This window comes from Kribbella sp. WER1, assembly GCF_054189145.1.
The window spans coordinates 7,153,994-7,178,591 of sequence record NZ_CM135186.1 but is presented as its reverse complement, the minus strand read 5'-3'; the positions used below and the strand labels follow the sequence as shown (position 1 = coordinate 7,178,591).

The window sequence follows — 24,598 nt, the reverse complement described above, 5'->3', positions numbered from 1 at the left end:
GAACGTCAGAACGCCGCGCTTCTGAGTGCGTAGACGAGGGCCCAGTCCTGGTCGTTCGCCAGTGGGTCGGCGACGTGGGCGGGCTGGCCGTTCACGCAGCTCGGGTACACGAAGGCGCACGTGGCCGACCCGTCCGGGGCGAAGCTGACCAGGTTCGCCCGGAGGATCGCCTCCTCGGCGCGGTCGAGCCAGGCGGCCTGCTCGGGTGTCACGAGGTCGCGCGGCCAGGCGGCGTACACGACGGCGCTCAGCGCGGACCAGTAGTGCGGGAAGACGTCGCCCCACAGCCGCAGCCGGCCGAACCAGTACCCGTCCCAGTGCCGGATCGGGACGTGCCGCAGCCGGATGTCGGGCTGGTCGGCGGCGAACGCGGTCAGCCACGGGAGCCGCTGGGTCAGCTCGGCCCCATCGATCTTGCCGGTCCGGTAGGCGGCTGCCAGCAGTTCGAGGAGTGGGGCGACCATCGACTGCTCGTAGTTGACCTCGTGCGGCGGCAGCTCGTCGCCGTACCCGATGAAGGTCTGCGCGTGCCGGACGAGGTGCTCCTCGAGGCCGAGCTCGGTCAGCAGCGGGCCGAGGTCGAAGGCGAGGAAGTGGTCGCCGCCGAGCTCGTAGTACCGGTTCAGGATCCGGGTCGCGCCGGCGCGGTCGCCCTGGCCGAGCAGGAAGCGCGCGAACCACGGGAAGTTGTACAGCCGGACCGCGTTCTGGTGGATGCTGTCGTCCTGGATCGTGCCCTCGGCGTCCATCAGGTACTCGCGGACGAACTGCTCGTACCCGTTCAGCGCCTCGTCCAGCTCGGCGCGATCGCCCCAGCCGCGGTTGCGGACCTCCTGGAGCAGCAACGCCATGCCGACCCGCTCCCGGGCGTCGGACCAGTCCCGCCACGCGCTGGCCGGCACGGTGAGACCGCTGTCGTTGTCGTACGGCACGAACGCGTACTGACGGCTGCCCGCCAGCTCGGGGCGCCGCTGGTGATCGAGGATGAACCGCACCCGCCGCTCGGCGATCACCTGCAGCGGGTCGTGAAAGAGCACGGCGATCCGCGAGCTGCCGTCGGTCGACGTGACGTGATGGACGCCCGGGACGTCGCTGGTCAGCGGGTCGGCCCCGGTGAACTCGAGGGTCTCGCCCACCTCGGCCGCGAGCCGGTCGGCCGCGATCAGCGGCGAACGGTCCGCGTGGAAGGCCTGCAGGTCGTCGTACCAGTCCAGCTGCCAGGTCCAGCGGTACGTCGCACCGGGCGCGAGCGGGATCACCGGCTGGCCGCCCATCGCGTGCGGCGCCCGCGCGTGGTCGGTGACGTGCAGGTAGATGTGCCCGCGGATGTTGCTGCTGGTCCCGGGCTCGCGGGACTCCACGGAGTACGCCCAGAGCGCGCCCTCGGTCAGCTGCAGCCCGAGACCCGGACCGCTGCCGTCCATCGGGGTCGCCCAGACCCACGCGTCCGCGCCGCCGGTCCACACGTGCGCGTGCACCGCGCCGCTCAGGCTCTCCCGGCTGGACGTGTAGACGTCGCGGAACGGCGTACTGATCGCGACCGAGCCGAGGTCGAGCGGGGCGTCGCCGGTGTTGCGCAGCTCGTACGTCTCGGTCCAGTGCTCGCCGAACCGGCGGCCGACCCGCAACTCCAGGTCACCGAACCGGTACAGCAGGTCGATCCCGCTGCTCCGCCACCGGGTGTGCGCCGGGTTGTCGAACCGGTACCCGCCGCGGTCGGTGATCACGAACCCCTTGCCCCAGGCGTGCAGGCTGTCGTGCACGACACCCTCGTCGAGCAGCACCCGCCGGCCGTCCGGATGCAGCACCTGCGCCACTGCACCGTCGTCGAACAGCTGGACCTGCCCCGGACCGAAGTCAAAACTTTCCACGATTCGCCAACCTATCGATGTCGAGAACCTGACGGCGGCTCCGTCCCCCTGATGAGAAGCAACCTCCGAGAGATGGGAAAGTGTCATGAACAAGCAGCAGATCGCCGAGATCCTCGCCAAGCCGTACGCCCAGCAGCTGCTGAACGGCTCGGAGCCGGCCCGGTTCGCGTACGACGGCCTCGACGGCGACCCGCGGGTGATCCCGATCGGGTTCTGGGTCGAGGGCGACCGGATTGCGATCGCGACCGTGCCGAAGTCCGCCAAGGTCGCCGCGCTGCGAAAGAACCCGAAGGTCGCGCTCACCATCGACACCGGCGCGTTCCCGCCCAAGGTCCTGCTGCTCCGCGGCACCGCCGAGCTGGAACTGGTGCCGGGCGTCCCGGAGGGGTACCTGGTCGCCGGTCACAAGGTGATGACCGACGAGCAGTACCCCGGCTGGGCCGAGGGCGTGAAGGGTCTGTACGACGAGATGATGGTCATCCGGATCACGCTGACCTGGGCCAAGCTGCTGGACTTCGAGACGACGATCCCGCAGGCCGTCGAGGACCTCATCCGGGAGAAGACGGCCGGCTAGCTGCCGGCCGGGTGCCGGTGCGTGGCCTGGAGGGCGGCCGCCGCGCCGCGGACGGAGACCGTGTGTGGCGCCGGGGCCGGGCAGACCGTGGCGCCGAGGCGCTGGCCGAGCTTGTAGGTGATCTCCGGGCGGAGCGCGCCGCCGCCGGTGAGCAGCACCCCCCGGTCCAGCGCGTCGACCACCTGCGCGCCGCAGTCCCCCTGCAGCAGGTCGAGCATCGCCTCGCCCACCACCTCGACGATCGGGAACATCGTCCGTACGTCGTCCAACCCCAGCGCGGTCCGCCGGGCCGCCACCACGGCGCCTCCCAGCACCAGCGCGACCTCGGTGAGCTGGGCACCGACGTCGACGACCAGCAACGGCTCCGTGACGTCCGCCTGGGCCCCGAACGCGGCCGCCTTCACGCTGTCGATCAACACCACGCTCGCCACCCCGAGCGTGCCGAGCACCGTGCGAACGCTCTCCCGGTGCGCGTCGTCGCACAGCACCGGCGTAGTGACCACGGCGCTCAGCCGGTCCCGCCCGTCCGTCACCACCGTCCGGACGAGCGCGGCCACGCCGTCGGCGTCCGCGACTGTCCCGCGCGACACCAACCGGCGGCCACGGCCGGCCGTCGGCGCATCCAGCACCAGCCCGCGCTCGGAGGTCCAAACCCGCGCCCGGGCGCTCCCGAGATCCAAAGCCAGACCCCGTACGCCGCCAACCGGTGTCAGCCGACGCATGGCGTTCACCGGCCGGATTCGCGTTCGCGGTGACAGGTACCGCAGTACAGCGACTCCGGGCAGATGCGGAGTCGCGGCAGGTCGATCGGGCCGCGGCAGCCTCGGCAGTGGCCGTAGTGGCCGGTGTCCATCCGGTCCAGGGCGGCCTCCACGTCCGCCAGGACAGTCCGTGCCGCGCCGACCAGCTGGCCGTCCACCTCGTTCAGTACCGCACCGGCACCGAAGCCGGCCAGCTGTTCCTGGCGGAAGGCGCGTTGGTTCAGCAGCTTCGCCCGCAGGATCGCGAGCTCCTCGTGCGGCAGGCCCCCGTTGCGTCGATTGGTTCGAGCCTGGCTGTTCACGAGTCTCCTCAGAGTGCCTGCTGCTGGCAGCGGACGCAGTACCGGACGTACGGCAGGATCTCCAACCGGCCGACCGGGATCCGGGCGTCGCAGCCGCTGCAGACGCCGTACGTACCGTCCGAGACCCGCTCCACGGCGGCGTCGATCTCCTTCAGGACCAGCCGGATCGCTGTCGTCTGGGCCGTCACCAGGTCCTCGTTGGAGTTCGGCTTGTCGGCCTCCATCGCGTTCAGCTGCGCGAGTCGGGTGTTGCGCTCGTGCTGCAGGCGCTGCAGGGTCTCGTGCACCCGGTGGTCTGCGGGTGCGGTCTTCGGGGTGTTCATGCCACACACCATGGCTGCTGCCGCGTGGGTTGCCTATCGGGACCAACACCCATCTTGAGCCGGTACGAATGCCGCCGTGCTGCCATAGTGGCGGGATTCTCGTTGACGGAGGGAGCGTGCCCGCGGTGGCGCTGTTCTGGCGGATCTTCGGTCTCAACGCGGTCGTACTGGGCGCTGCGACCGCCCTGCTGCTGTGGGCGCCGGTCACGGTCTCCGTACCGGTCCTGTTCACCGAGGCGTCCGTACTGATCGGCGGGCTCGCCGTGATGCTGGTCGCGAACGCCGTACTCCTCCGGGTCGGCCTCGCCCCGCTGGCGCGGCTGAACCGGCGGATGTCCACGGTCGACGTACTGCGGCCCGGGCAGCGGCTGCCCGTGCAGGGTCACGGCGGCGTACCGGACGTGCTGCGGGCGTTCAACGCGATGCTCGACCGGCTGGAGCAGGAACGGGCGACCAGCGCGGCGCGGGCGTTGTCCGCGCAGGAGTCCGAACGGCGTCGGATCGCGCGCGAGTTGCACGACGAGGTCGGGCAGACGCTGACCGCCGTACTGATGGATCTGAAGCGGGCGGCCGACCACTCGCCGGATCCCGGCCTGCGGAGCGAACTCGTGCAGGCGCAGGAGACGACACGGGCGAGTCTGGACGAGGTACGGCGGCTCGCGCACCGGCTGCGGCCCGGCGTACTCGAGGATCTCGGGCTGACCAGCGCGCTGACCGCGCTCGCGACCGAGGTGTCGGACCACACCGGGCTGGAGATCAACCGGCGGTTCGACAGTGGGCTGGAACTGGACGAGCAGACCGAACTGGTGCTGTACCGGGTCGCACAGGAGAGCCTGACGAACGTGGCCCGGCACGCGGGCGCGACGCGGATCGAGCTGTCGCTGCTCCGGGAGGACTCGGCGGTCGTCCTGCGGATCCTCGACGACGGGCGCGGTACCGGGCTGGCCCACGAGGGCGCCGGGATCCGCGGGATGCGGGAACGCGCGCTGCTGATCGGCGCGACACTGGAGGTCGGCGACGGGCCGGACGGCGGTACGCAGGTCAGCCTGACCGTTGGGAGCACCTCATGACCACGAAGATCCTGCTGGCCGACGACCATGCGCTGGTACGGCGCGGGGTGCGGCTGATCCTCGACGGAGAGCCTGATCTGCAGGTCGTGGCCGAGGCGTCGGACGGGAGCGAGGCGGTCGCGATCTGCCGGCGGGAACCGGTGGACCTGGCGATCCTGGACATCGCGATGCCGCGGATGACCGGCCTGCAGGCGGCGCGCGAGCTGTCCGCGGTCGCGCCGGACGTGCGGGTGCTGATGCTCACCATGTACGACAACGAGCAGTACTTCTTCCAGGCGTTGAAGGCGGGCGCCTCCGGGTACGTGCTGAAGTCGGTGCTGGATCGGGATCTGGTCGAGGCGTGCCGGGCGACGATGCGCGGGGAGCCGTTCCTCTACCCGGGGGCGATGACGCGGCTGGTGCGGAGCTACCTGGAGCGGATCCGGCAGGGGGCCGACCTGCCGCAGCAGATCCTCACCGCGCGGGAGGAGGAGATCCTGAAGCTCGTTGCCGAGGGCAACTCCTCGAAGGAGATCGCCGAACTGCTCACGATCAGCGTGAAGACGGTCGAGCGGCACCGCTCGAACATCCTGCAGAAACTCGGGCTCCGGGACCGGCTGGATCTGACCCGGTACGCGATCCGGGCCGGACTGCTGGAGCCGTGACCCCGGGGTGGCCTGGATGGACCGGATGGCATGGATAATGGTATGCCAAACCCGGAGTGGAGGTTGCGGGTGGAGAATCGGGAGTCCGAGACCGAACGGGTGACGCGGCAACTGCGCGCGGAGATCCTCGACGGCGTCCGCGGGCCCGGCGAGCGGCTGGTCGAGCGTGAACTGGCGACCGCGCTGGACGTCAGCCGGGTGCCGGTGCGGGAGGCGCTGAAGGCGCTGGTCAGCGAGGGGCTGGTGACGCTGCGGCCTCGGTCGTGGGCGGTGGTGCGGACGTTCACCGACTCCGACATCGCGGATCTGCTCGAGGTCCGGACCGCGTTCGAGCCGCTGACCTTCCGGCTGGCGGCGGAACGGCGTACGCGCGAGGGGTTGGAGCGGTTGCAGGCAACGCTCGCCGAGCACCTGGCGGCTGCCGAGGCCGGGAACGCCGTGCTGGCTCGCCGCAAGGCGGCCGACTTCCACGAGCAGGTCACCGAGCTCGCCTCCAACGAACTCCTGATCGAGATCGAGCGGCCGTTGCGCAGCCGCATGCGCTGGCTCCTCACCCAGCACGACGACCTACTCGGCGTCGCCGAGCAACACCGCGAACTCTGCACCGCGATCGCCAACCGCGACGTAAACCTCGCCGAACACCTCGCCGGCGAACACCTCCGCCAAGCCCAATCCATCCTCCGCACCCTCCGCACGACGGGCTGACACCCGCCCCCTCCTCCGCACCCCGGGCTGACGCCCGCCCCTCCGCACCACGGACCGACACCCGCCACCCCTCCGCACCACGGACCGACACCCGCACCTCTCGGCGCCACTGGCTGCCTACTCACCCCCTTCCACCTTCCGGAGCCGCGGAAGGCGGTTCGGGAGTGGTTGGTTTTGGTATACCATTCAGTTCATGACCTCTTTGCTGCTTGCTGACGTGCGCCCGTGGGGCGGCGGCGCGGTTGACGTGACGATCGTCGACGGTGTCATCTCGGACCTCTCCCCCGCGGGGAGCGGCACCTCCGCCGAGCAGCGCATCGAGGGACGTGGGCTGCTCGCGCTGCCCGGGTTCGTGAACGCGCACGCGCACGTCGACAAGAGCTGGTGGGGTCTCCCCTGGGTGTCGTACGGCGGTCAGCCGACCACGCAGGGCCGGATCGCCCACGAGCGCGCCGAGCGGGACAAGTACGGCATCCCCAGCGTCAAGGGCACCACCGCGGTGCTGCGCGAGTTCCTCCGGCACGGTACGACGGCCACCCGGACGCACGTGGACGTCGACCTCGGCGTCGGGCTGCGCGGGATCGCAGGAGTCCGCGAGGCCGCCGCCGAGCTGAACGGTGCCGTCGACGTCGAGCTGGTCGCGTTCCCGCAGGACGGCGTACTGCGGCGTCCGGGCGTGCTCGACCTGCTCGACCAGGCCGCGGCCGAGGGTGCGACCAGCATCGGCGGGCTGGACCCGGCGACGATCGACCGCGACCCGGTCGGCCAGCTGGACGCGCTGTTCGAGATCGCGACCCGGCGCGGTGTCGGGATCGACCTGCACCTGCACGACCGCGGTGACCTCGGCGCGTTCCAGTACGAGCTGATCGCCGAGCGCACGGTCCAGGCCGGCCTGCAGGGCAAGGTGAACGTGTCGCACGGGTTCGCGCTCGGCGAGCTGGCCCCGGCGCGACGCTCGGAGCTGGTCGAGCTGCTCGGCGAGGCCGGGATCTCCTGGACCACGGTCGCGCCGCCGACCTCGGCACCGCTGCCGTTCCGCGAGATGCAGGCGGCGGGCGTCCGGATCGGCCTCGGCACGGACGGCATCCGCGACCTGTGGTCGCCGTACGGCGACGGCGATCTGCTGCAGATCGCCCGCGGATTCGCGCGGCTGCACGGGCTGCGGACGGACGAGGACCTGACGTACGCGGTGGAGCTGGCGACGACGTACGGCGCTCCCTTCGTGCACCGCGAGAACTACGGTCTCACCGTCGGCGCGCGGGCGGACGTCGTGCTGCTGGACGCCGAGAACGCGCCGGACGTGCTGGTCCGGGCGCCGCGTCGTGAGGTCGTGATCGCCGGCGGGCAGGTCGTCGTGCGCGACGGCGAACTCCAGGTGTGAGTACCGCAACAGCTGTCGGGCGGACGCTCGGCTCGTTGCGGGACAACCGGGCGTTCCGGTTGCTGTGGTTCTCGAACCTGTTCTTCTTCGGCGGGGTGTGGACGCAGACGCTCGTGCTCGGGTGGCTCGCGTACGAGACCACGCACTCGGACTTCCTGGTCGCGGTGTACACCGCGGTACGGCTCGCGCCGCTGCTGCTCGGACCGTTCTCGGGGGCGTTCGCGGACCGGCACAACCGGGTCCGGCTGCTGATCATCGCGGCGTCGTGGGCGCTGGTCGCGGTCAGTACGGTGGCCACGCTCGCGTCGCTCGGCAAGGCGCCGTACTGGGTGCTGGTCGTCGGCGGGCTGGCGATCGGGCTGGCACAGTCTCCGTCGCAGCCGGCCCGGGCGTCGCTGGTGATGGACCTGGTCGGCCGGGACAACATCAGCAACGCGAACGCGCTGAACTCGATGGCGCTGAACATGACCCAGGTGATCGGCCCGGCCCTCGGCGGCCTGATGATCACCGGCCTCGGCGCCCCGGCCGCGCTCTGGGTGTCGACGTTCTGGTACGCCGTCTCGCTGGTCGCGTTGCTGCCGCTGCGCGGGTACGGCCGGGTGGTCGGCGAGCACACCGGGTCGGCGGTCCGGATGGTCGTCAGCGGGCTCCGCGAGATCGCCCGGAACCGGCTGGCGTCGACGGTCCTGCTGGTCACGCTCGCCGCGAACACGATGCTCTGGCCGGTCGCGCAGTCCTTCATGCCGGTGTTCGCGCAGGAGTCCCTCGGGCTGGACGCGGCCGGCCTCGGCTGGCTGCTCACCTGCGCGGGCGTCGGCGGCCTGACCGGGTCGCTGGTGATCGCCTGGCTGGGCGACTTCCGGTTCAAGGGCGGCATGTTCGTCGTCGGTACGGCGCTCTGGGGCACGTTGTGGGCGCTGTTCGCGCTGTCCCACACCGTGATGGTGTCGTTCGTGCTGATGACCGGGATAGGTGTGATGAGCGCGGCGTTCGGCGTACTGCAGACGACACTGCTGTTGATGACCACACCCGAGTCGCTGCACGGCCGGGCGCTCGGCGTCCAGGAACTGGCCATCGGCATCATGCCGGTAGCATCGCTCGTCCTGGGCGCCTTCGCGGAGCACTACGGCGTCAACATCACCACCTTCGTCAGCGCAGTCCTCCTGGTCACGACACTGATCGGCCTGGCGCTCTGGACGCCGTCCCTGCTCCGCTACAGCGGTAAGCAACTACCGTGACGGTATGACGGTGCTGGTACGGCGTATCTACGACGAGCCCGAGCCAAACGACGGCGTACGGGTCCTGGTGGACCGGCTGTGGCCGCGCGGCGTGAGCAAGGCCCGGGCGCGCCTGGACGAGTGGTGCAAGGACGTTGCGCCGTCCAACGAGCTGCGCGAGTGGTACGGCCACGACCCGGAGCGGTACGCCGAGTTCGCGCAGCGGTACGAGCAAGAACTGAAGGACCCGGAGCGTGCGGCGGCGTACGCGCGGCTGCAGGAGCTGTCCGACGGCACGCTGACGTTGCTGACCGCCACCAAGGACGTGGAGATCAGCCAGGCCGCGGTGTTGGCCGGTTTGCTCAGTGAGAGCTGAGTACCACGCTGGTTTCTGCAGTCAGGGCCAGGAACGTCAGGGACTCCTGGAGGTACAGCTGGACGCTGTCGGCGTCGTGGGACAGGTAGCCGATGGACAGGTCCTGGCCGAGGTGCAGCTCGTAGTCGCCGCCTCTGGTCGACACCAGCAGGGCGCCTTCGAGGGCGGGAGCCCAGATGATCTCGCCGTCGCCGATCAGCCGGGACAGGTGGTCGCGGATCGGGTACCCGTGGTCCGTGGTCTCTGCCACGGCCGTGTAGGCGTCGGCGGACAGCAGCAGGCTGTACGGCCCGCTGACCCCAGCCAGTCGCAGGGCCCGTAGCGCCTTCGCGACCGTGTCGGGGAGGTCGCGGGCCTCGCCCGGCAGCGTGAGTACGTCGTTCGACGTGCTCGGCGCGAGTCCGACGATCCCGGCCGCGTCGGAGCCGTGGAAGACCAGGTGGTCCTCGGCGTACGCGATCTGCTTCGCGGCGTCCTTCACCGGCTGCCAGTCAGAGTCCTTCGCGCCGCGCTCCACGTCGTCGACGGCTTGCCGGGTCACGGTGAACGGGACCCGCAGCTCGATGATCGGCTGCGCGAGCCGGCGGAGTGCTTGGACTCCGGCGCCGGGCGCCTCGACCGTCTCGGTGTGGCCGGTGCCGACCGCGGACAGCTCGGGTCCGGCAGGCCCGACCAGGTCGACCACGCGGCGCCCGGCGATGTCCCGGGTGAAGGTCCGGCGGGCCTCCTCCTCGATCTCACCCCAGGCGGCGTCCGAGACCGGGGCCAGCTCGCGATGCAGGTTGTTCGTCATCTGGAACTCCTTTTCAGGCTGCCGATCCCCAGCGACCCGTCGGTGGAGGTGCTGGTGGAGGTGGGTTGTGCGAGAAAGTCAGCGGTCGGCACGAAGAACAGGCTGCCGGTGACCGCGGTCGAGAAGTCCAGGATCCGGTCGTGGTTCCCGGGCGGCTCGCCGACGAACATCCGCTGCAGCATCCGCTCGATCACCGCCGGCGTCCCGGCGTACCCGATGAAGTACGTGCCGAACTCGCCCGAGCCCGGCGACCCGAACGCCATGTTCTCGCGGACGATCTGGCGTTCGGTGCCGTCCGGGTCGACGATCGTGTTCACCGCGACGTGCGAGTTCACGGGCTGCTCTGTCAGCTCGATGTCGCTGAGCTTCGACCGGCCGATCACGCGTTCCTGCTCCGCGACCGGCAGCGCCTGCCAGGCGTCCAGGTCGTGCAGGTACTTCTGGACGATCACGTAGCTGCCCCCGGCGTACGCCGGATCCGCGGCGCCGATCGCCAGCGCCGCGACGGCCTTCTCCCCCGCCGGGTTCTCCGTACCGTCGACGAACCCGAGCAGGTCGCGCTCGTCGAAGTACTTGAAGCCCTGGACCTCGTCGAGCACCCGGACGTGGCCCGCGAGCCGCCGCAGTACCTGGCGTTCCAGCTCGAAGCAAAGGTCGAGACGGCGGGCGCGGAAGTGGAGGAGCAGGTCGCCGTGCGTGGCCGGCGCCGTGTGCCGCCCGCCGGACAGCCGGCGGAACGGATGCAGGTCCCGCGGCGCCGGGGCCCGGTAGATCCGCGGCCACAACGACGCGCCGATCCCGACGACGCAGCTCAGCTGGTCGTCGGGGGCGCGGAAGCCGACCGCGCGGGCCAGTCCGGCCAGGTCGGCCAGCAGGTCCCGCACGGCCGCCTCGGAGCCAGGACGTACGTCGGCGACCAGGAAGATCGCCGCCTTCGCGGGTTCCCGCAGTACGTCCTGGATCATCGGCTCAGCACCAGACAGGGCTCAAGACCACCACTTGCCGCTCTGCGAGAGTGCGTCGGCGGTCTTCCCGGTGGTGTCGAGCCCGTCCAGCGCGGCCATCGCGGCGTCGTCGAGCTCGAAGTCGAAAACGCCCGCGTTCTCCGCGATCCGGTCCTGGTGGACGGTCTTCGGGATCACCGACAGGCCCTTCTGGATCGCCCACCGGATCAGCACCTGCGCGGGCGTACGGCCGGTGGCCTCCGCGATCCGGGCGACGACCGGGTCGTCCAGGTGCCGGCCGGTGCCGAGCGGGCTGTACGCCTGCACGACGACGTCGGCCGCCTCGCACGCGTCGACCAGCCCCGCGCGGTACTCGAACGGGCTGAACTGGACCTGGTTCGCGACCGGCCGGATGCGGGCGATCTTGCCCAGCTCGGCCAGCTCGGTGGCGCTGAAGTTCGAGATGCCGATGCCCTTGGTGAGACCGGCGTCGACCGCGGCCTCCATCGCCGGCCAGGCCCAGGTCGGCCCGCCCTGCGGCCAGTGGATCAGGTACAGGTCGAGGTAGTCGGTGCCGAGCCGTTCCAGGCTCTTCTCCGCCTCCACCCGGGCGTCCTTGCCACCGGGGTAGAACTTGGTGGTCAGGAAGATCTCCTCGCGCGGTACGCCGCTGTCGCGGATCGCCTTCCCGACGCTGGCCTCGTTGCGGTAGGCCTGCGCGGTGTCGATCAGCCGGTACCCGGCCTCCAACGCCCAGCGGACGGCGCGCTCGCACTCGAGCCCGTCGTTCACCTGCCAGACCCCGAGCCCGAACACCGGGAGCTCGGTTCCGTTGGACAGCGTGCGTGTGCTGTTCAGGGTCATGTACACCCTTCTACCAGCCCGATCAGCGGTCCGGCCACATCGACGCGAGACTGTGCAGGGTGGCCGCGACCTGGACCGGTGCGGTAGCGGTCAGGACCAGGCCGCTGCCGGCCGGCAGGTAGCAGCGCGAGATCGACACCTCGCCGTCGTTCGCGAACACCTCCACCGAGGTCCGGTCGATCAGCACCCGGACGGTCCGCAACCCGCCTGAGACCTGCTGGGACGCCACGGTGGTCTCGGTCAGCTCCGTCGTCGCACCGGAGACGTCCACGGTCAGGGTCGCTCCGGTCGGGATGTCGACCTCGAGGTGCAGATCGGCCTCCACGGGGCCGTCCGCCAGCACCTTGCCGGCGCCCGGCTTCACGGTGCCGGACCAGTGCGTGCTGCCGTCGTACAGCGTGGTCAGCTCGCGGACCGGGGTCCGGAACAGGCGCGGCGTCCCGTCGACCGTGCGCAGACTCAGCTCGCACGGGATCGTCACCTGCTGGTTGAACGGCATCCCGGGATAGCGGCCGTCCCGCATCCACGCAGCCTGGATCCGGCGGCCGTCGCCAGTCTCGGTGTTGTTCCAGGTCTGGGTCGCGTAGAAGTTCGGCCCGGCGTCCGACAGCAACTGCTCGGTCTCCTCGGTGAACGTCGTACCGTCGAAGGTGCCGACGGAGTACTTTCCGTCGCCGCGGACCAGCACCCACTTCGGGTCGCCGCCGTCCAGGGGCAGCTCGAAGAAGTCGGGGCACTCGAAGCTGTTCGGTACGACGTTGCCGGTGTCGGTCCAGTGCAGGAGGTCCGGCGACGTGAGCAGGTGGTACCGCTGGTCGCCGTACAGCAGCATGACCCAGTGGTCGTCGTACCGGAACACCTTCGGGTCGCGTTCCGGCATCGTCATGATCGGGTTGCCGTCGTAGTGCTGCCAGGTCCGGCCTTTGTCGAGGCTGTACGACAGGCACTGGCTCAGGTTGTCGTTGCGCGACCAGAACGCGACCATTGGGGGCCGTTCCGGATCGGGAGACAGCCCGGAGGTGTTGCCGTAGTCGATCACCACCGACCCGGACTGCACGCCGGTGTCGAGCGCCTCCTCCCAGAACGCGGGCGGCAGCTCGGTCCACCGCACGAGGTCGTCGCTCACGGCGTGGATCCAGCACTTGTTCCAGCGTTGGGCGAACAGGTGGTACTCGCCCTCGTAGTACACGAGCCCGTTGAGGTCGTTGAGCCAGCCCTCCTGCCGTTTCCCCGGCTCCAGCAGGTCGGCCCCGAACTGCCGGGCGGTGAAGTGCTGCTGCGGTCGCCACGTTTCGCCGTACAACGGCTGGTCGGTCACAGGAGTCAATGCTAGAGCTTGTGGGCCTGCCTGATCACGTCGACGACATCGGCCATCATCCCGGTCAGGTCGTAGTCCTTCGGGGTGTAGATCGCGGCCACTCCGGCAGCCCGTAGCGCGGCGGCGTCGGCCTCCGGGACGATCCCGCCGACGACGACCGGTATGTCGTCGAGGCCGGCTTCGCGGAGACCCTCGACGACCTGCGGCACGAGTTCCATGTGCGAGCCGGACAGGATCGACAGGCCGACGCAGTGCACGTCCTCGGCGACCGCGGCCGCGACGATCTGCCCCGGCGTCAGGCGGATGCCCTGGTAGATCACCTCGAAGCCGACGTCCCGGGCCCGTACCGCGACCTGTTCGGCGCCGTTCGAATGCCCGTCCAGACCGGGCTTGCCGACCAGGAAACGCAGCCGTCCTCCGAGTTCGGCGGACGTCGCGGCGACCTTCTCGCGGACCGCGGCGATCTCGGCGCCGCCCGCGGACACACCGACGGAGCCGGAGACGCCGGTCGGGGCGCGGTACTCGCCGTACATCTCGCGCAGTACTCCGGCCCACTCGCCGGTCGTCACGCCGGCGCGGGCACACTCGAGCGTGACCGGCATCAGGTTGTCGGTCGTCTTCGCGGCGGCGCGGAGCTTGGCCAGCGCGGCGTCGACGGCCTGCTGGTCACGGGTCGCGCGCCACTGGTGGAGCGACTCCAGCGCGGCGGACTCGGCGGCCGGGTCGACGGTCTGGATCGCGGTGTCGAGGTCCGCGGTCAGCGGCGACGGCTCGGTGTTCTCGAACTTGTTGACGCCGACGACGACCTGCTCACCGGACTCGATCCGCTGCCGGCGTTCCGCGTGCGACGCGACCAGCGCCTGCTTCAGGTACCCGCTCTCGACCGCGGCGACCGCCCCGCCCATCGCCTGAACGCGGTCGATCTCCTGCTGCGCACCGGCGACCAGCGCGTCCACCTTCGCCTCGATCACGTGCGAGCCGTCGAAGATGTCGTCGTACTCGAGCAGGTCGGACTCGTACGCGAGAACTTGCTGCATCCGCAACGACCACTGCTGGTCCCACGGCCGCGGCAGCCCGAGCGCCTCGTTCCAGGCCGGCAGCTGGACGGCGCGGGCCCGCGCGTTCTTCGACAGCGTCACGCCGAGCATCTCCAGCACGATCCGCTGCACGTTGTTCTCCGGCTGCGCCTCGGTCAGCCCGAGCGAGTTCACCTGTACGCCGTACCGCAGGCGCCGCGCCTTCGCGTCGGTCACGCCGTACCGCTCCAGCGTGAGGGTGTCCCAGAGCCGGACGAACGCGCGCATCTTGCAGGTCTCCTCGATAAACCGCACCCCGGCGTTCACGAAGAACGAGATCCGCTGGACGACGTCCCCGAACCGCTCCGGCGGCACCTGCCCGCCGTCGCGGACCCGGTCCAGCACGGCGATCGCGGTCGACAACGCGAACGCCAGCTCCTGCACCGGCGTCGCCCCGGCCTCCTGCAGGTGGTAGCTGCAGATGTTGATCGGGTTCCACTTCGGCATGTTCGCGACCGTGTACGCGATCACGTCGGTGGTCAGCCGCAACGAGGCATCCGGCGGGAACGCGTACGTCCCGCGGGACAGGTACTCCTTGACGATGTCGTTCTGCGTCGTACCGGTCAGCTCGTCCGGCGAGGCGCCCTGCTCCTGCGCGGCGACCTGGTAAAGCGCGAGCAGCCACATCGCGGTCGCGTTGATCGTCATCGACGTGTTCATCTGCGCGAGCGGGATCTCGTCGAACAACGCCCGTACGTCCCCCAGATGAGCGACCGGCACGCCGACCTTGCCGACCTCACCCTTCGCGAGCGAGTGGTCCGCGTCGTACCCCGTCTGCGTCGGCAGGTCGAACGCCACCGACAACCCGGTCTGCCCCTTGGCAAGATTCCGCCGGAACAGCGCATTGGACTCAGCCGCGGACGAATGCCCCGCATACGTCCGCATCACCCACGCTCGATCGGCCATGTACCCGAGAGTAGGACTGCGTGACCTTGTGAGTCTGCCCCTCGTGACTGGCATCACGAGGGGCCTACATCACAGTCAGGCGCTGATCGGTAGCGGGGTGCGTTCCACGTTGAGGACGCGGTGCAGGCGGGTGACGGCGAGGATTCTGACGACCGAGGGCATCGGGTGCCAGAGGACCAGTTGGCGGCCGAGGAGTTGGGTGCGGCGGTGGGTGGCGACCAGGAGGCCGAGGCCGGTGGCGTCGACGGCGTCGACCTCTTCCAGGTCGACGATCACGTCGCCGACGGAGGTGTCGATCAGGTGGTTGAGGGTCTGCCGGACGTCGCCGACCGAGCGGACGTCCAGGATTCCGGTCAGGTGGACCACATTGTCGGGCCTGTTGTCGGGCCTGTTGTCGGGCCTGCTGTTGTCAGGCCGGCTGTACGTCGGTGCGAGCATGTCCGTGCCCTCCGCTCTTCCGGCGGCCCCCGAGTTCCACGGCCGCGTGACAGCTTGTGTTCTAAAGACTCCCTGAAGACACGGACGGTTGCCAACCCCTCACGATCTTTTGATTCGCGAGACAATGGTCGGCGTGTACTACCCGGAGGATTACTTCCTGTTCCCGGTGGTGGCCATCGCCCTGGCCGGCGTGGTGGTGCTGCTGTGCCGCTGGGCGTTCTCGAAGGCGAAGGGCGGCTCACTTGTCCGGCGCGTCGACCAGACCCCGGCCGCCCCGGACACCTTCGGCCTGCTCACCGACATCCGGACGGTGCACACGTACAACGAGGCCCGCGTCCTGGTCGCCCGCCTGAAGACCTTCGGCATCAAGGCCACCGCCGCCCGCACCACCGACGGCTGGAGCATCTACGTCTGGCCCACCGACGAAGCCGCCGCCCGCGGCCTCCTCGACCCATCCTGACCACCGGGCTATACCGAAACGGTAACGGTACGTGTTCTCGGTAACGGGGAGTACTCGCCCGCCGATGTACGGACCATGAGACTGCGACGTGTTGCACTCGCGCTGGCCGGGCTGAGCCTGGTCACCGCGGCGGCGGTACCGGCAGCCGCGACCGCGGCCAAGCCCGGCCCGGACTCGTTCCGGGAAGCCGGTAAGAACGCCCGAAAGCTTCCCACTACCAACGCGCAGGCCGCGGCCACGGCGTGCGGCGTCAGCGTTGGGGCGGTGAACACCGGCGGGACAGCCAGTGGGTACGACGTGACCGCCACCAGGCCGCTCACCGTGAACCCACTGGACCCGTACAAGCTCTTCGGCATCCGTTCCAGCGCCGGCTGGTACCTGGAGAGTGACGGTACGACGGACTTCTTCCACGGCCTCGTCCTGCAGGGTGACAACCTGTACGGCGCGATCACCCTGTACAAGGGCTCGGCGACCACCCCGAGCGTCCGGGCGGTCAAGCTGGGGACCGGCTGGCGCGGGTTCAGCCAGATCACCGACTCCAACTACGTGTACGGCATCAATGACCACGCGTTCCTCTACGGTCTGCACGCCAACGGGTCGCTCTACCGCTACACGGTCGACGACAAGCCGCGGGCGTTCGGGTCGGCGCCTGGCTTCGGTTCGGTCAAGGCGATGACCCTGATCGCCGAGACCGCGACGTACGACACCCTTCTGGTGCTGACCAAGGGCGGTGCGCTCTACACGGTGCGTGTGCCGGTCAAGCTGCCGATGAAGCCGGTTGTGAAGCAGGTACGTGCTTCCGGGTTCGCGGCGTTCGAGTCGCTGGTCGCGCAGCGGTGTGGTGCGACCAGCACGCTGCTGACCGCGTTCGACCACGACACGAACACGGCCACCGTGTACGCGGTCAGCAAGGCCACCGGGACCAGCACGGTGATCAAGAGCTACGGCACGTTCAAGGCGGCGCTCGGCGCGAAGGTGCACTTCCTGCTCACCGGTGGGGGCGGGCCGCAGCGGCTGGGTGAGTGACGCAGCTGTAACTGATCTGTCCCCGTCCAGCAGAGTTGGGCGGGGACAGGTCTTTTTCCGAGCGTCTAGGGTCGGGGTATGGGGACACTGCTTGAGCTGGATCTGACCCGGGGTGTCGTCGAGACGCCGCCCGCTTCGCCTGTGGCCGCGTTTCGGATGCGGCATCTGCCGACGCTGCGCGAGCTCGTGGCCGCGCTGCGGAAGGGAGCCCGTGACGACGGCGTGGTGGGCGTCGTCGCGCACCTCGGCGGGCAGCGGCTGTCGTTGGCGCAGGTGCAGGATCTGCGGGAGGCGGTGGCCGACTTCCGGACGTCGGGGAAGCCGGCTGTCGCGTGGACCGAGTCGTTCGGCGAGGCCGGCCAGGGCACCGTCCAGTACTACCTGGCCACGGCGTTCGACGAGATCTGGCTGCAGCCGTCCGGCGACCTGTCGATCACCGGCGTCTCGGTCCACGCGGTGTTCATCCGGAGCGCACTCGACAAGGCCGGCGTGATCCCCCAGTTCGGGAAGCGCCGGGAGTACAAGACGGCGGCCGACACGTTCACCGAGCGCGAGATGACCGGCCCGGCGCGGGAGATGGCGTCGCGCTTGGCGGAGTCGGCGTACGAGCAGATCGTCGAGGGCATCGCGGTACGGCGGCGCCTGGACGCGACGCGCGTACGCGAACTCGTCGACACCGCACCGCTGGCCGCGCAGGACGGGCTGGACGCGGGCCTGGTGGACCGGCTCGGGTACCGGTCGGACGTGTACGACGAGCTCGAGAAGCACCTGCAGTACGACGACAGGCTGCTGGCCGAGCGGTACATCCGCCGCGGCCCGCGGACGCTGGACGAAGTACGCAAGACGCTCCCCTGGCCGCAGAAGCCGCTGGTGGCCGTAGTACGCGTAACGGGCGGCATCTCCGTCGGCCGGAACTCCAACAGCCCCATGGGCGGCCCTGGCTCCGGTTCGGACACCGTTGGCGCCGCACTGCGTGCCGTAGCAGCCAACGAACACGTCAAGGCGGTAGTGCTGCGCGTCGACAGCCCAGGCGGGTCGTACGTCGCCTCTGACGCCATCCGCAACGAGGTACTGCGGCTGCGTTCCACCGGGCGCCCGGTGATCGCGTCGATGGGCAGCGTCGCCGCATCCGGCGGGTACTTCGTGGCAATGCCGGCCGACGTCATCGTGGCGCAGCCGGGCACCATCACCGGCTCTATCGGCGTACTGACCGGCAAGGGCGTCGTACGGGACGCGTTGGGCCGCATCGGGATCTCACAGCAGGCCGTGTCCGAGGGTGCGAACGCGCAGATGTTCTCGGCGCAGGAGGAGTTCACCGACGAACAGTGGGCTCGGCTGGAGGAAATACTCGACCGGATCTACAAGGACTTCGTCGCCAAGGCCGCACAGGACCGTGGGCTCCCGGAGGAGCGGCTGGAGTCGCTGGCGCGTGGACGGGTCTGGACAGGCGCCGACGCGCACGGCCACAAGCTGGTTGACGAGCTGGGCGGTTTCCAGCACGCACTGACGCTGGCCTGCAACCGGGCCGGTCTGGACCGCGAAGAGGTCGGCGTCACCGCAGTACCGCACCGCAACCTGCTGAGCCAGCTCAAGGCGCCGACGACGACCGACGATCTGGCAGTCACCGCGGCGCCGTTGACGCTCGACGGCCTGACCACCGGTCTCTACAGCGCGCTGGGCCTCCCACCTGCGGGTGTACTGCGGATGCCGTTCAACTGGGAGATCGGCTAGGGGGTGTCGGATGGTTCCGCGCCGTAGCGAGGAGGTGCCGTGCCGAGTGCCCCGCAGTAGGCGTGGAACCATCTGACACCCCCTCAGTCCCTTTCGCCACCCGGGACCCAGAGGACGTCGCCGCCGGAGGAGAGGTTGGCGACGCGGCCGAGGATGAAGAGCAGGTCGGACAGGCGGTTCAGGTACGTGATCGCGAGCAGGTTGACCGACGGGCCGTGCGCCTCGACCGCGGCCCAGCCGGCCCGCTCGGCGCGCCGGACGACCGCGCGGGCGACGTTCAGGTAGGCGGCGCCCTCGGTACCGCCGGGCAGGATGAACGAGCGGAGCTTGGTCAAACGGTTGTTGTACTCGTCGCACCAGCCCTCGAGCCGGTCGACGTAATCCTGGGTGATCCGCAGCGGCGGGTACTCCGGGTCCGGCGCGATCGGGTTGCACAGGTCCGCGCCGACGTCGAAGAGGTCGTTCTGGATCCGGGTCAGCAGCACCGCGATCGCGCTGTTCAGGTGCCCGGCGGCGATCGCCACCCCGATCGCCGAGTTCGCCTCGTCGACCTCGCCGTACGCCGCCAGTCGCGGGTCGGTCTTCGAGGTCGTGGAGTTGTCGCCGAGGCGGGTCTCGCCGGCGTCACCGGTGCGGGTGTAGATCCGCGTCAAGTTCACAGCCATGCCAGGACTCTACGCAAACCCTCGGGCCGTCAAACGCTACAGTCGACCGGTGGAACGGTTTCGAATCGCGGGTGAGGCACGGCTGGACGGCGCCGTCGAGGTGGCCGGAGCGAAGAACAGTGTGCTCAAACTGATGGCGGCGGCGTTGCTCGCCGAAGGTACGACGACGCTGCGGCAGGTGCCGGGCATCCTGGACGTCACGTTCATGGCCCAACTGCTGGACACGCTCGGCTGCTCGGTGAAGGTGGACGCGGACGCGGGACTCGCGACGATCGCCGTACCGGGCGCGATCGGGCACCAGTGCGACTACGAGCTGGTCCGCAAGCTGCGGGCCTCGATCTCGGTGCTCGGCCCGCTGCTCGGCCGCTGCGGCCAGGCGGAGGTGGCGCTGCCGGGCGGCGACAACATCGGCTCCCGCGGGCTGAACATGCACGTCGCCGGGTTGGAGTCGATGGGCGCGAAGGTGCACATCGAGCACGGGTTCGTGATCGCCGAGGCGCCGCAGGGGCTGCACGGCGCCGAGGTCTGGCTGGACTTCCCGAGCGTCGGCGCGACCGAGACGATCATGATGGCGGCGGTGCTCGCGAAGGGCACCACGATCATCGAGAACGCGGCCCGCGAACCGGAGATCCAGGACATCGCCGCGATGCTGGTCGAGATGGGCGCGCAGATCGACGGCGCCGGCTCGCCGCGGATCGAGATCACCGGCGTGAGCGGGCTGCTGAACCCGGTCGACCACGTCGTGGTCCCGGACCGGATCGTGTCCGGGAGCTGGGCGTTCGCGGCCGCGATCACCAAGGGCGACGTCACCGTCTCGAACGGTCACGCCGAGCATCTCGAACTGCCGCTCGACAAGCTGCACAAGGCAGGCGCCGAGATCACCGTGCTGAACCCGGGCTTCCGGGTCCGGATGCACGACCGGCCGAAGCCGGTGGACGTCGTGACGCTGCCGTATCCCGGGTTCGCGACCGACCTGCAGGCGTTCGTGATCGCGCTGAACGCGTTGAGCGACGGTGCCGCGATGGTGACGGAGAACCTGTTCGAGGGCCGGTTCACGTTCGCGCAGGAGCTCACCCGGCTGGGCGCACAGATCCAGACCGACGGGCACCATGCGGTCGTCCGCGGCGTACCGCGGCTGTCCGGGGCGCCGGTGGTCGCGTCCGACATCCGGGCCGGTGCCGCGCTGGTGCTGGCCGGCCTCGCCGCCGAGGGCGAGACGCTCGTGTCCGCCGCGCACCATGTGCACCGCGGCTACACGGACTTCGCGGGTAACCTGCGCCGCCTGGGCGCCGACGTCGTCGTGGAACCTGACGATGCGGAGATGTACTGGAGCTAATAGGGTCGTCCGCATGACTGAGCGTGTGGTGAAGCCGGTTGGGCGGGGATTCCTGTTCCTGGACTCGCATCCGGCCGGGTGTGCCCGGGTGGTGCGGGACATGGCGGCGGAGGTCGAGCAGCGGCCGGCGGAGCGGCGTACGGCGCTGGTGATCGGGTCAAGCTCCGGCTACGGGCTCGCGACCACGATCGCGGGCCTCGCGCGGTACGGGATCGACGGGGTCGGCGTCTGCTTCGAGAAGGCGGCGACGGCCCGCCGTACGGCGACTGCCGGGTGGTACCGGACCGCCGAGACGGCCGCGCTGGCTGCCGAGCTCGGCCGCTCGTGGAGCTTCGTGAACGCGGACGCGTTCGCGGACACCACCAAGGACGAGGTGCTCGACCTGGTCGCGGCGAAGCTCGGCAGGATCGACCACCTGATCTACAGCGTCGCCGCCCCGCGCCGTACCGACCCGCGCACCGGCGAGACGTACCAGTCCGTCCTGAAGGCGATCGGCGCGCCGCACAGCACGAAGAGCCTCGCGTTCGAGGACGGCGAGCCCGTGCTGCAGGAAGCCGTCGCGATCGAGGTCGCGAACGACGACGAGATCGCCCAGACCGTGAAGGTGATGGGCGGCGAGGACTGGACCCGCTGGGTCGCCGCGCTGCAGGAACGCGACCTGCTGAAGCCGGGCTTCAACACCGTCGCGCTCACCTACATCGGCTCCGAGCTGACCGGCCCGCTGTACCGGCAGGGCTCGATCGGCGCCGCGAAGGCGGACCTCGAGCAGACCGCGTTGAAGCTGGCCGCGGACGGCGTCACCGCGATGACCTCGGTGAACGGCGCCGCCGTCACCCAGTCGTCGTCCGCGATCCCGGGCATCGGGCTGTACGTCAGCCTCCTGCACCACGTGACCCCGCTGCAGACCCCTGTCGAGCAGTCCGTCGCGCTCTGGGACCAGTTGACCGGCGAGGCACCGCTCGACCTCGACGACGACGGACGCATCCGCCTCGACCGGTGGGAGCTGTCCGACGAGGTGCAGGACGCCGTCCGGGCGCAGTGGGAGTCCGCGACACAGGACAACATCGCCGAGGTCGCGGACGCCGCGTGGTTCCTGGCCGAGGTCCGCCGGCTCTACGGCTTCGAAGTACCTGGTGTGGACTACGCCGCGGAGACCGAGGTCGACGTGGAGTGGCCTACCGCAACAGCTACAGGGGCTTGAACGACACCAGTTCGAGGACGAGCTCGGCCGCCTCGTCGGAGGCGGCCAGGTCGACCGACGCGGTGATCCGCCAGTCGTGGTTGCCTTCCGGGTCGTCGATGATCTGCTGGACCTCCCAGTAGCCCGGGTGTTCCTCGACCAGGAACAGCGCGGGCCCGCGGGCTTCCGGTCCGGTCCCGACGACCTCGTGCTCGGCGTAGTACGCCGTACCGGCCTCGGCCCAGCGGCCCGCGTCCCAGCCGGCTTCGCCGTCGAGCTGCCCCAGCTCGGCCCAACGGTGCAACGCGAGCAGCTCGACGCGGCGGAACATCGCGTTCCGGACCAGGACCCGGAAAGCCCTGGTGTTCAAGGTGATTCGGCGCGGGCCGGCCGGGACGACCTCGGTGACGGTGTCGTCGGCCGGGTTCGTCAGCTCCTCCCACTCGTCGAGCAGGCTGGAGTCGGTCTGCCGGACGACTTCGCCGAGCCACTCGATCAGGTCGGCCAGGTCCTCGTCGGCCTTGTCCGGCGGGACGGTCTGCCGGAGCGCCTTGTACGCGTCGCTCAGGTACCGCAGCACGATGCCCTCGGAGCGGGCGAGACCGTAGTACCCGATGAACTCGCCGAACGTCATCGCCCGCTCGAACATGTCCCGGACCACGGCCTTCGGTGACAGCCCGGTGTCCGCGATCCACGGGTGCGTCTGGCGGTACATCTCGAACGTTGCCTCGAGCAACTCCTGGAGCGGCTTCGGCCAGCTGACGTCCTCGAGCAGCTCCATCCGCTCGTCGTACTCGATGCCCTGGGCCTTCATCGCGTTCACGGCCTCGCCCTTGGCGTGATGCTCCTGCGCCCACAGCACCGCCCGCGGGTCCTCCAGCGTCGCCTCGATGATCGAGACCACGTCGAGCGCGTACGACGGGTCCGCGGGATCGAGCAGGTCGAGCGCGGCCAGCGCGAACGTCGACAGCGGCTGGTTGAGGCTGAAGTCCTTCTGCAGGTCGACGGTCAGCCGGAGGATGCGGCCGTTCTCGTCGGGCTCGTCGAGGCGTTCGACGACGCCCGCGGTGACCAGCGTGCGGTAGATCTGGATCGCGCGGCGGATCAGCCGGACCTGCGAGCGGGCGTCCTCGTGGTTGTCGCGGAGCAGCTGCCGCATGCTCTCGAACGCGTTGCCGTCGCGGGCGATCACGTTCAGCAGCATCGCGTGGCTGACCCGCATCCGGGACTGCAACGCCTCCGGCTCGGCCGCGACCAGCCGGTCGAACGTGTCCTCGCCCCAGGTCACGAACCCTTCCGGCGGTTTCTTCCGCTGGACCTTGCGCTGCTTCTTCGGGTCGTCGCCGGCCTTCGCCAGCGCCTTCACGTTCTCGACGACGTGGTCCGGGGCCTGGACGACGACGGTGCCGGACGTGTCGTACCCGGCCCGGCCGGCGCGGCCCGCGATCTGGTGGAACTCGCGCGCCTTCAGGATCCGCTGGCGGCGCCCGTCGTACTTGCTGAGCGCGGTGAGGACGACGGTCCGGATCGGGACGTTGATGCCGACGCCGAGGGTGTCGGTACCGCAGATCACCTTGAGCAGACCGGCCTGCGCGATCTGCTCGACGAGCCGCCGGTACTTCGGCAGCATGCCGGCGTGGTGGACGCCGATGCCGTGCTTCACGAGCCGCTGCAGGGTCCGGCCGAAGCCCTTGCTGAACCGGAAGTTGCCGATCAGCTCGTTGAGCTTCTCCTTCTCCTCCTTCGAGGAGACGTTGATGCTCATCAGGGCCTGCGCGCGTTCCAGGGCGGCCGCCTGGGTGAAGTGCACGACGTACACCGGGGCCTGGTGCGTGGTCAGCAGCTCTTCGAGGGTCTCGTGCAGGGCGGTGGTGACGTACTTGTAGATCAGCGGGACCGGGCGTTCGCCGGACGCGACGATCGCGGTCGACCGGCCGGTCCGCCGGGACAGGTCGATCTTGAACCGCTCGACGTCGCCGAGGGTCGCCGACATCAGTACGAACTGCGCCTTCGGCAGCTCGAGCAGCGGCACCTGCCAGGCCCAGCCGCGGTCGGGCTCGGAGTAGAAGTGGAACTCGTCCATCACGACCTGGCCGATATCCGCGTCCGAGCCCTCGCGGAGCGCGATGTTCGCCAGGACTTCCGCCGTACAGCAGATGATCGGGGCGGACGCGTTGACGGCCGCATCGCCGGTCAGCATGCCGACCTTGTCCGCGCCGAAGATGTCGCAGAGCGCGAAGAATTTCTCCGAGACCAGGGCCTTGATCGGAGCGGTGTAGAACGTCCGCTGCCCGTTCGCCAGCGCCGCGAAGTGCGCGCCGGTCGCCACCAGGCTCTTCCCGGACCCGGTCGGCGTGGACAGGATCACGTTCGACCCGGTCATCACCTCGATCAACGCCTCTTCCTGCGCCGGGTACAGCGAGATCCCCTGCTCCCCCACCCAGCTCTGGAAGGCGTCGAACAGGTCGTCAGGCTCGGTGGTCCCCGGAAGTTTCTCAGTCAGCGTCATCACTGCCCATTGTCCCTGACCAGCCAATCCACCGGCGCCGCCGGGTCCCACGCGCCGTTCGGCTCGCGGACACGACCGTTCGGCGACAGAATCTTTGCAAACGATTGCATGAGTAGCTATTCGGAGGT

General features: G+C 69.9%; 24 protein-coding genes. 12 read left to right on the top strand and 12 right to left on the bottom strand.

Going from position 1 to position 24,598, the window contains the following annotated elements:
- Positions 1-5: 5 nt before the first annotated feature.
- Complete coding sequence (locus ACXJJ3_RS35075; RefSeq protein ID WP_458166183.1) at positions 6-1,871, bottom strand: hypothetical protein; 1,866 nt, start codon at positions 1,869-1,871, stop codon at positions 6-8.
- A gap of 85 nt (positions 1,872-1,956) precedes the next feature.
- Here ACXJJ3_RS35075 and ACXJJ3_RS35070 point away from each other — a divergent pair, with 85 nt between their 5' ends.
- Positions 1,957-2,445 carry a pyridoxamine 5'-phosphate oxidase family protein gene (locus ACXJJ3_RS35070; RefSeq protein ID WP_458166182.1) on the top strand — a complete coding sequence of 163 codons (489 nt, stop codon included), beginning with the start codon at positions 1,957-1,959 and terminating at the stop codon, positions 2,443-2,445.
- On the opposite strand, the gene ACXJJ3_RS35065 is transcribed toward ACXJJ3_RS35070, so the two are convergent.
- Genes ACXJJ3_RS35065 through ACXJJ3_RS35055 form a run of 3 tightly spaced genes read right to left on the bottom strand, consistent with a single transcriptional unit; the run spans position 2,442 to position 3,831 of the window.
- The gene (locus ACXJJ3_RS35065) at positions 2,442-3,167 is read right to left on the bottom strand and encodes a rod shape-determining protein (RefSeq protein WP_458166181.1); all 726 of its coding nucleotides are present in this window, start codon (positions 3,165-3,167) and stop codon (positions 2,442-2,444) included. The two genes, ACXJJ3_RS35070 and ACXJJ3_RS35065, sit on opposite strands and share 4 nt — an antisense overlap.
- Before the next feature lie 5 nt (positions 3,168-3,172).
- On the bottom strand, positions 3,173-3,508 hold the full coding sequence (locus ACXJJ3_RS35060; protein ID WP_458166180.1) for a TraR/DksA family transcriptional regulator: 336 nt from the start codon (positions 3,506-3,508) through the stop codon (positions 3,173-3,175).
- A gap of 8 nt (positions 3,509-3,516) precedes the next feature.
- Positions 3,517-3,831: a TraR/DksA family transcriptional regulator gene (locus tag ACXJJ3_RS35055; RefSeq protein WP_458166179.1), complete on the bottom strand. Its 315-nt coding sequence runs from the start codon at positions 3,829-3,831 to the stop codon at positions 3,517-3,519.
- Between the two features lie 116 nt (positions 3,832-3,947).
- Between ACXJJ3_RS35055 and ACXJJ3_RS35050 the strand changes: the two genes are divergently transcribed.
- From ACXJJ3_RS35050 to ACXJJ3_RS35025, 6 genes are all read left to right on the top strand, one after another.
- Complete coding sequence (locus ACXJJ3_RS35050; RefSeq protein ID WP_458166178.1) at positions 3,948-4,901, top strand: HAMP domain-containing sensor histidine kinase; 954 nt, start codon at positions 3,948-3,950, stop codon at positions 4,899-4,901.
- Positions 4,898-5,545, top strand: a complete 648-nt coding sequence (locus ACXJJ3_RS35045; protein ID WP_458166177.1) for a response regulator — start codon at positions 4,898-4,900, stop codon at positions 5,543-5,545. Before ACXJJ3_RS35050 ends, ACXJJ3_RS35045 begins: the two co-directional genes overlap by 4 nt.
- A 69-nt stretch (positions 5,546-5,614) precedes the next feature.
- Positions 5,615-6,250: a GntR family transcriptional regulator gene (locus ACXJJ3_RS35040; RefSeq protein WP_458166176.1), complete on the top strand. Its 636-nt coding sequence runs from the start codon at positions 5,615-5,617 to the stop codon at positions 6,248-6,250.
- A gap of 193 nt (positions 6,251-6,443) precedes the next feature.
- Positions 6,444-7,631: an amidohydrolase gene (locus ACXJJ3_RS35035; protein WP_458166175.1), complete on the top strand. Its 1,188-nt coding sequence runs from the start codon at positions 6,444-6,446 to the stop codon at positions 7,629-7,631.
- Positions 7,628-8,869, top strand: coding sequence for an MFS transporter (locus ACXJJ3_RS35030; protein WP_458166174.1), 1,242 nt, complete (start codon positions 7,628-7,630; stop codon positions 8,867-8,869). Before ACXJJ3_RS35035 ends, ACXJJ3_RS35030 begins: the two co-directional genes overlap by 4 nt.
- A 4-nt stretch (positions 8,870-8,873) precedes the next feature.
- Positions 8,874-9,224: a DUF488 domain-containing protein gene (locus tag ACXJJ3_RS35025; RefSeq protein WP_458166173.1), complete on the top strand. Its 351-nt coding sequence runs from the start codon at positions 8,874-8,876 to the stop codon at positions 9,222-9,224.
- Here the strand turns inward: ACXJJ3_RS35025 and ACXJJ3_RS35020 are convergent.
- The 6 genes from ACXJJ3_RS35020 to ACXJJ3_RS34995 are packed head-to-tail and all read right to left on the bottom strand — an operon-like array spanning position 9,211 to position 15,563.
- A complete protein-coding gene (locus ACXJJ3_RS35020) occupies positions 9,211-10,017 on the bottom strand; it encodes a family 1 encapsulin nanocompartment shell protein (protein WP_458166172.1) in 807 nt (268 codons plus the stop codon). The genes ACXJJ3_RS35025 and ACXJJ3_RS35020 overlap by 14 nt on opposite strands.
- Positions 10,014-10,982 (bottom strand): Dyp-type peroxidase, encoded by a 969-nt coding sequence (locus ACXJJ3_RS35015; protein WP_458166171.1) that lies wholly within the window; start codon positions 10,980-10,982, stop codon positions 10,014-10,016. Before ACXJJ3_RS35015 ends, ACXJJ3_RS35020 begins: the two co-directional genes overlap by 4 nt.
- 21 nt (positions 10,983-11,003) lie before the next feature.
- A complete protein-coding gene (locus tag ACXJJ3_RS35010; RefSeq protein ID WP_458166170.1) occupies positions 11,004-11,825 on the bottom strand; it encodes an aldo/keto reductase in 822 nt (273 codons plus the stop codon).
- A gap of 22 nt (positions 11,826-11,847) precedes the next feature.
- Entirely contained in the window at positions 11,848-13,143 is a 1,296-nt protein-coding gene (locus tag ACXJJ3_RS35005; RefSeq protein WP_458166169.1) for a GH32 C-terminal domain-containing protein, read from the bottom strand.
- 11 nt (positions 13,144-13,154) lie between these two features.
- A complete protein-coding gene (locus ACXJJ3_RS35000) occupies positions 13,155-15,179 on the bottom strand; it encodes a protein meaA (RefSeq protein ID WP_458166168.1) in 2,025 nt (674 codons plus the stop codon).
- Between the two features lie 21 nt (positions 15,180-15,200).
- Entirely contained in the window at positions 15,201-15,563 is a 363-nt protein-coding gene (locus ACXJJ3_RS34995; RefSeq protein WP_458166167.1) for an STAS domain-containing protein, read from the bottom strand.
- Between the two features lie 133 nt (positions 15,564-15,696).
- Here ACXJJ3_RS34995 and ACXJJ3_RS34990 point away from each other — a divergent pair, with 133 nt between their 5' ends.
- From ACXJJ3_RS34990 to sppA, 3 genes are all read left to right on the top strand, one after another.
- On the top strand, positions 15,697-16,023 hold the full coding sequence (locus tag ACXJJ3_RS34990) for a hypothetical protein (RefSeq protein ID WP_458166166.1): 327 nt from the start codon (positions 15,697-15,699) through the stop codon (positions 16,021-16,023).
- Positions 16,024-16,098: 75 nt separating this feature from the next.
- Positions 16,099-17,049 carry a hypothetical protein gene (locus tag ACXJJ3_RS34985; RefSeq protein WP_458166165.1) on the top strand — a complete coding sequence of 317 codons (951 nt, stop codon included), beginning with the start codon at positions 16,099-16,101 and terminating at the stop codon, positions 17,047-17,049.
- A gap of 78 nt (positions 17,050-17,127) precedes the next feature.
- The gene (gene sppA, locus ACXJJ3_RS34980) at positions 17,128-18,780 is read left to right on the top strand and encodes a signal peptide peptidase SppA (RefSeq protein WP_458166164.1); all 1,653 of its coding nucleotides are present in this window, start codon (positions 17,128-17,130) and stop codon (positions 18,778-18,780) included.
- A gap of 83 nt (positions 18,781-18,863) precedes the next feature.
- Here sppA and ACXJJ3_RS34975 read toward each other — a convergent pair whose 3' ends face one another.
- Positions 18,864-19,445, bottom strand: coding sequence for a cob(I)yrinic acid a,c-diamide adenosyltransferase (locus tag ACXJJ3_RS34975; protein WP_458166163.1), 582 nt, complete (start codon positions 19,443-19,445; stop codon positions 18,864-18,866).
- 49 nt (positions 19,446-19,494) lie between these two features.
- Between ACXJJ3_RS34975 and murA the strand changes: the two genes are divergently transcribed.
- Together murA and fabV are read left to right on the top strand one after the other, a co-directional pair.
- Positions 19,495-20,781: a UDP-N-acetylglucosamine 1-carboxyvinyltransferase gene (gene murA, locus ACXJJ3_RS34970; RefSeq protein ID WP_458166162.1), complete on the top strand. Its 1,287-nt coding sequence runs from the start codon at positions 19,495-19,497 to the stop codon at positions 20,779-20,781.
- A 13-nt stretch (positions 20,782-20,794) separates the two neighbouring features.
- Positions 20,795-21,982 carry an enoyl-[acyl-carrier-protein] reductase FabV gene (fabV, locus tag ACXJJ3_RS34965; protein ID WP_458166161.1) on the top strand — a complete coding sequence of 396 codons (1,188 nt, stop codon included), beginning with the start codon at positions 20,795-20,797 and terminating at the stop codon, positions 21,980-21,982.
- Here fabV and ACXJJ3_RS34960 read toward each other — a convergent pair.
- Positions 21,969-24,470: a DEAD/DEAH box helicase gene (locus ACXJJ3_RS34960; RefSeq protein WP_458166160.1), complete on the bottom strand. Its 2,502-nt coding sequence runs from the start codon at positions 24,468-24,470 to the stop codon at positions 21,969-21,971. The two genes, fabV and ACXJJ3_RS34960, sit on opposite strands and share 14 nt — an antisense overlap.
- Between the last annotated feature and the right edge of the window lie 128 nt (positions 24,471-24,598).

What these genes read in the sequence shown, in the direction of transcription:
- ACXJJ3_RS35070 (WP_458166182.1), top strand. Translation starts at nt 1,957, where the DNA reads ATGAACAAGCAGCAGATCGCCGAGATCCTCGCCAAGCCGTACGCCCAG.
- ACXJJ3_RS35065 (WP_458166181.1), bottom strand. Translation starts at nt 3,167, where the DNA reads ATGCGTCGGCTGACACCGGTTGGCGGCGTACGGGGTCTGGCTTTGGAT.
- ACXJJ3_RS35055 (WP_458166179.1), bottom strand. Translation starts at nt 3,831, where the DNA reads ATGAACACCCCGAAGACCGCACCCGCAGACCACCGGGTGCACGAGACC.
- ACXJJ3_RS35045 (WP_458166177.1), top strand. Translation starts at nt 4,898, where the DNA reads ATGACCACGAAGATCCTGCTGGCCGACGACCATGCGCTGGTACGGCGC.
- ACXJJ3_RS35035 (WP_458166175.1), top strand. Translation starts at nt 6,444, where the DNA reads ATGACCTCTTTGCTGCTTGCTGACGTGCGCCCGTGGGGCGGCGGCGCG.
- ACXJJ3_RS35025 (WP_458166173.1), top strand. Translation starts at nt 8,874, where the DNA reads ATGACGGTGCTGGTACGGCGTATCTACGACGAGCCCGAGCCAAACGAC.
- ACXJJ3_RS35020 (WP_458166172.1), bottom strand. Translation starts at nt 10,017, where the DNA reads ATGACGAACAACCTGCATCGCGAGCTGGCCCCGGTCTCGGACGCCGCC.
- ACXJJ3_RS35015 (WP_458166171.1), bottom strand. Translation starts at nt 10,982, where the DNA reads ATGATCCAGGACGTACTGCGGGAACCCGCGAAGGCGGCGATCTTCCTG.
- ACXJJ3_RS35010 (WP_458166170.1), bottom strand. Translation starts at nt 11,825, where the DNA reads ATGACCCTGAACAGCACACGCACGCTGTCCAACGGAACCGAGCTCCCG.
- ACXJJ3_RS35000 (WP_458166168.1), bottom strand. Translation starts at nt 15,179, where the DNA reads ATGCCAGTCACGAGGGGCAGACTCACAAGGTCACGCAGTCCTACTCTC.
- ACXJJ3_RS34995 (WP_458166167.1), bottom strand. Translation starts at nt 15,563, where the DNA reads ATGCTCGCACCGACGTACAGCCGGCCTGACAACAGCAGGCCCGACAAC.
- ACXJJ3_RS34985 (WP_458166165.1), top strand. Translation starts at nt 16,099, where the DNA reads ATGAGACTGCGACGTGTTGCACTCGCGCTGGCCGGGCTGAGCCTGGTC.
- sppA (WP_458166164.1), top strand. Translation starts at nt 17,128, where the DNA reads ATGGGGACACTGCTTGAGCTGGATCTGACCCGGGGTGTCGTCGAGACG.
- ACXJJ3_RS34975 (WP_458166163.1), bottom strand. Translation starts at nt 19,445, where the DNA reads ATGGCTGTGAACTTGACGCGGATCTACACCCGCACCGGTGACGCCGGC.
- fabV (WP_458166161.1), top strand. Translation starts at nt 20,795, where the DNA reads ATGACTGAGCGTGTGGTGAAGCCGGTTGGGCGGGGATTCCTGTTCCTG.
- ACXJJ3_RS34960 (WP_458166160.1), bottom strand. Translation starts at nt 24,470, where the DNA reads ATGACGCTGACTGAGAAACTTCCGGGGACCACCGAGCCTGACGACCTG.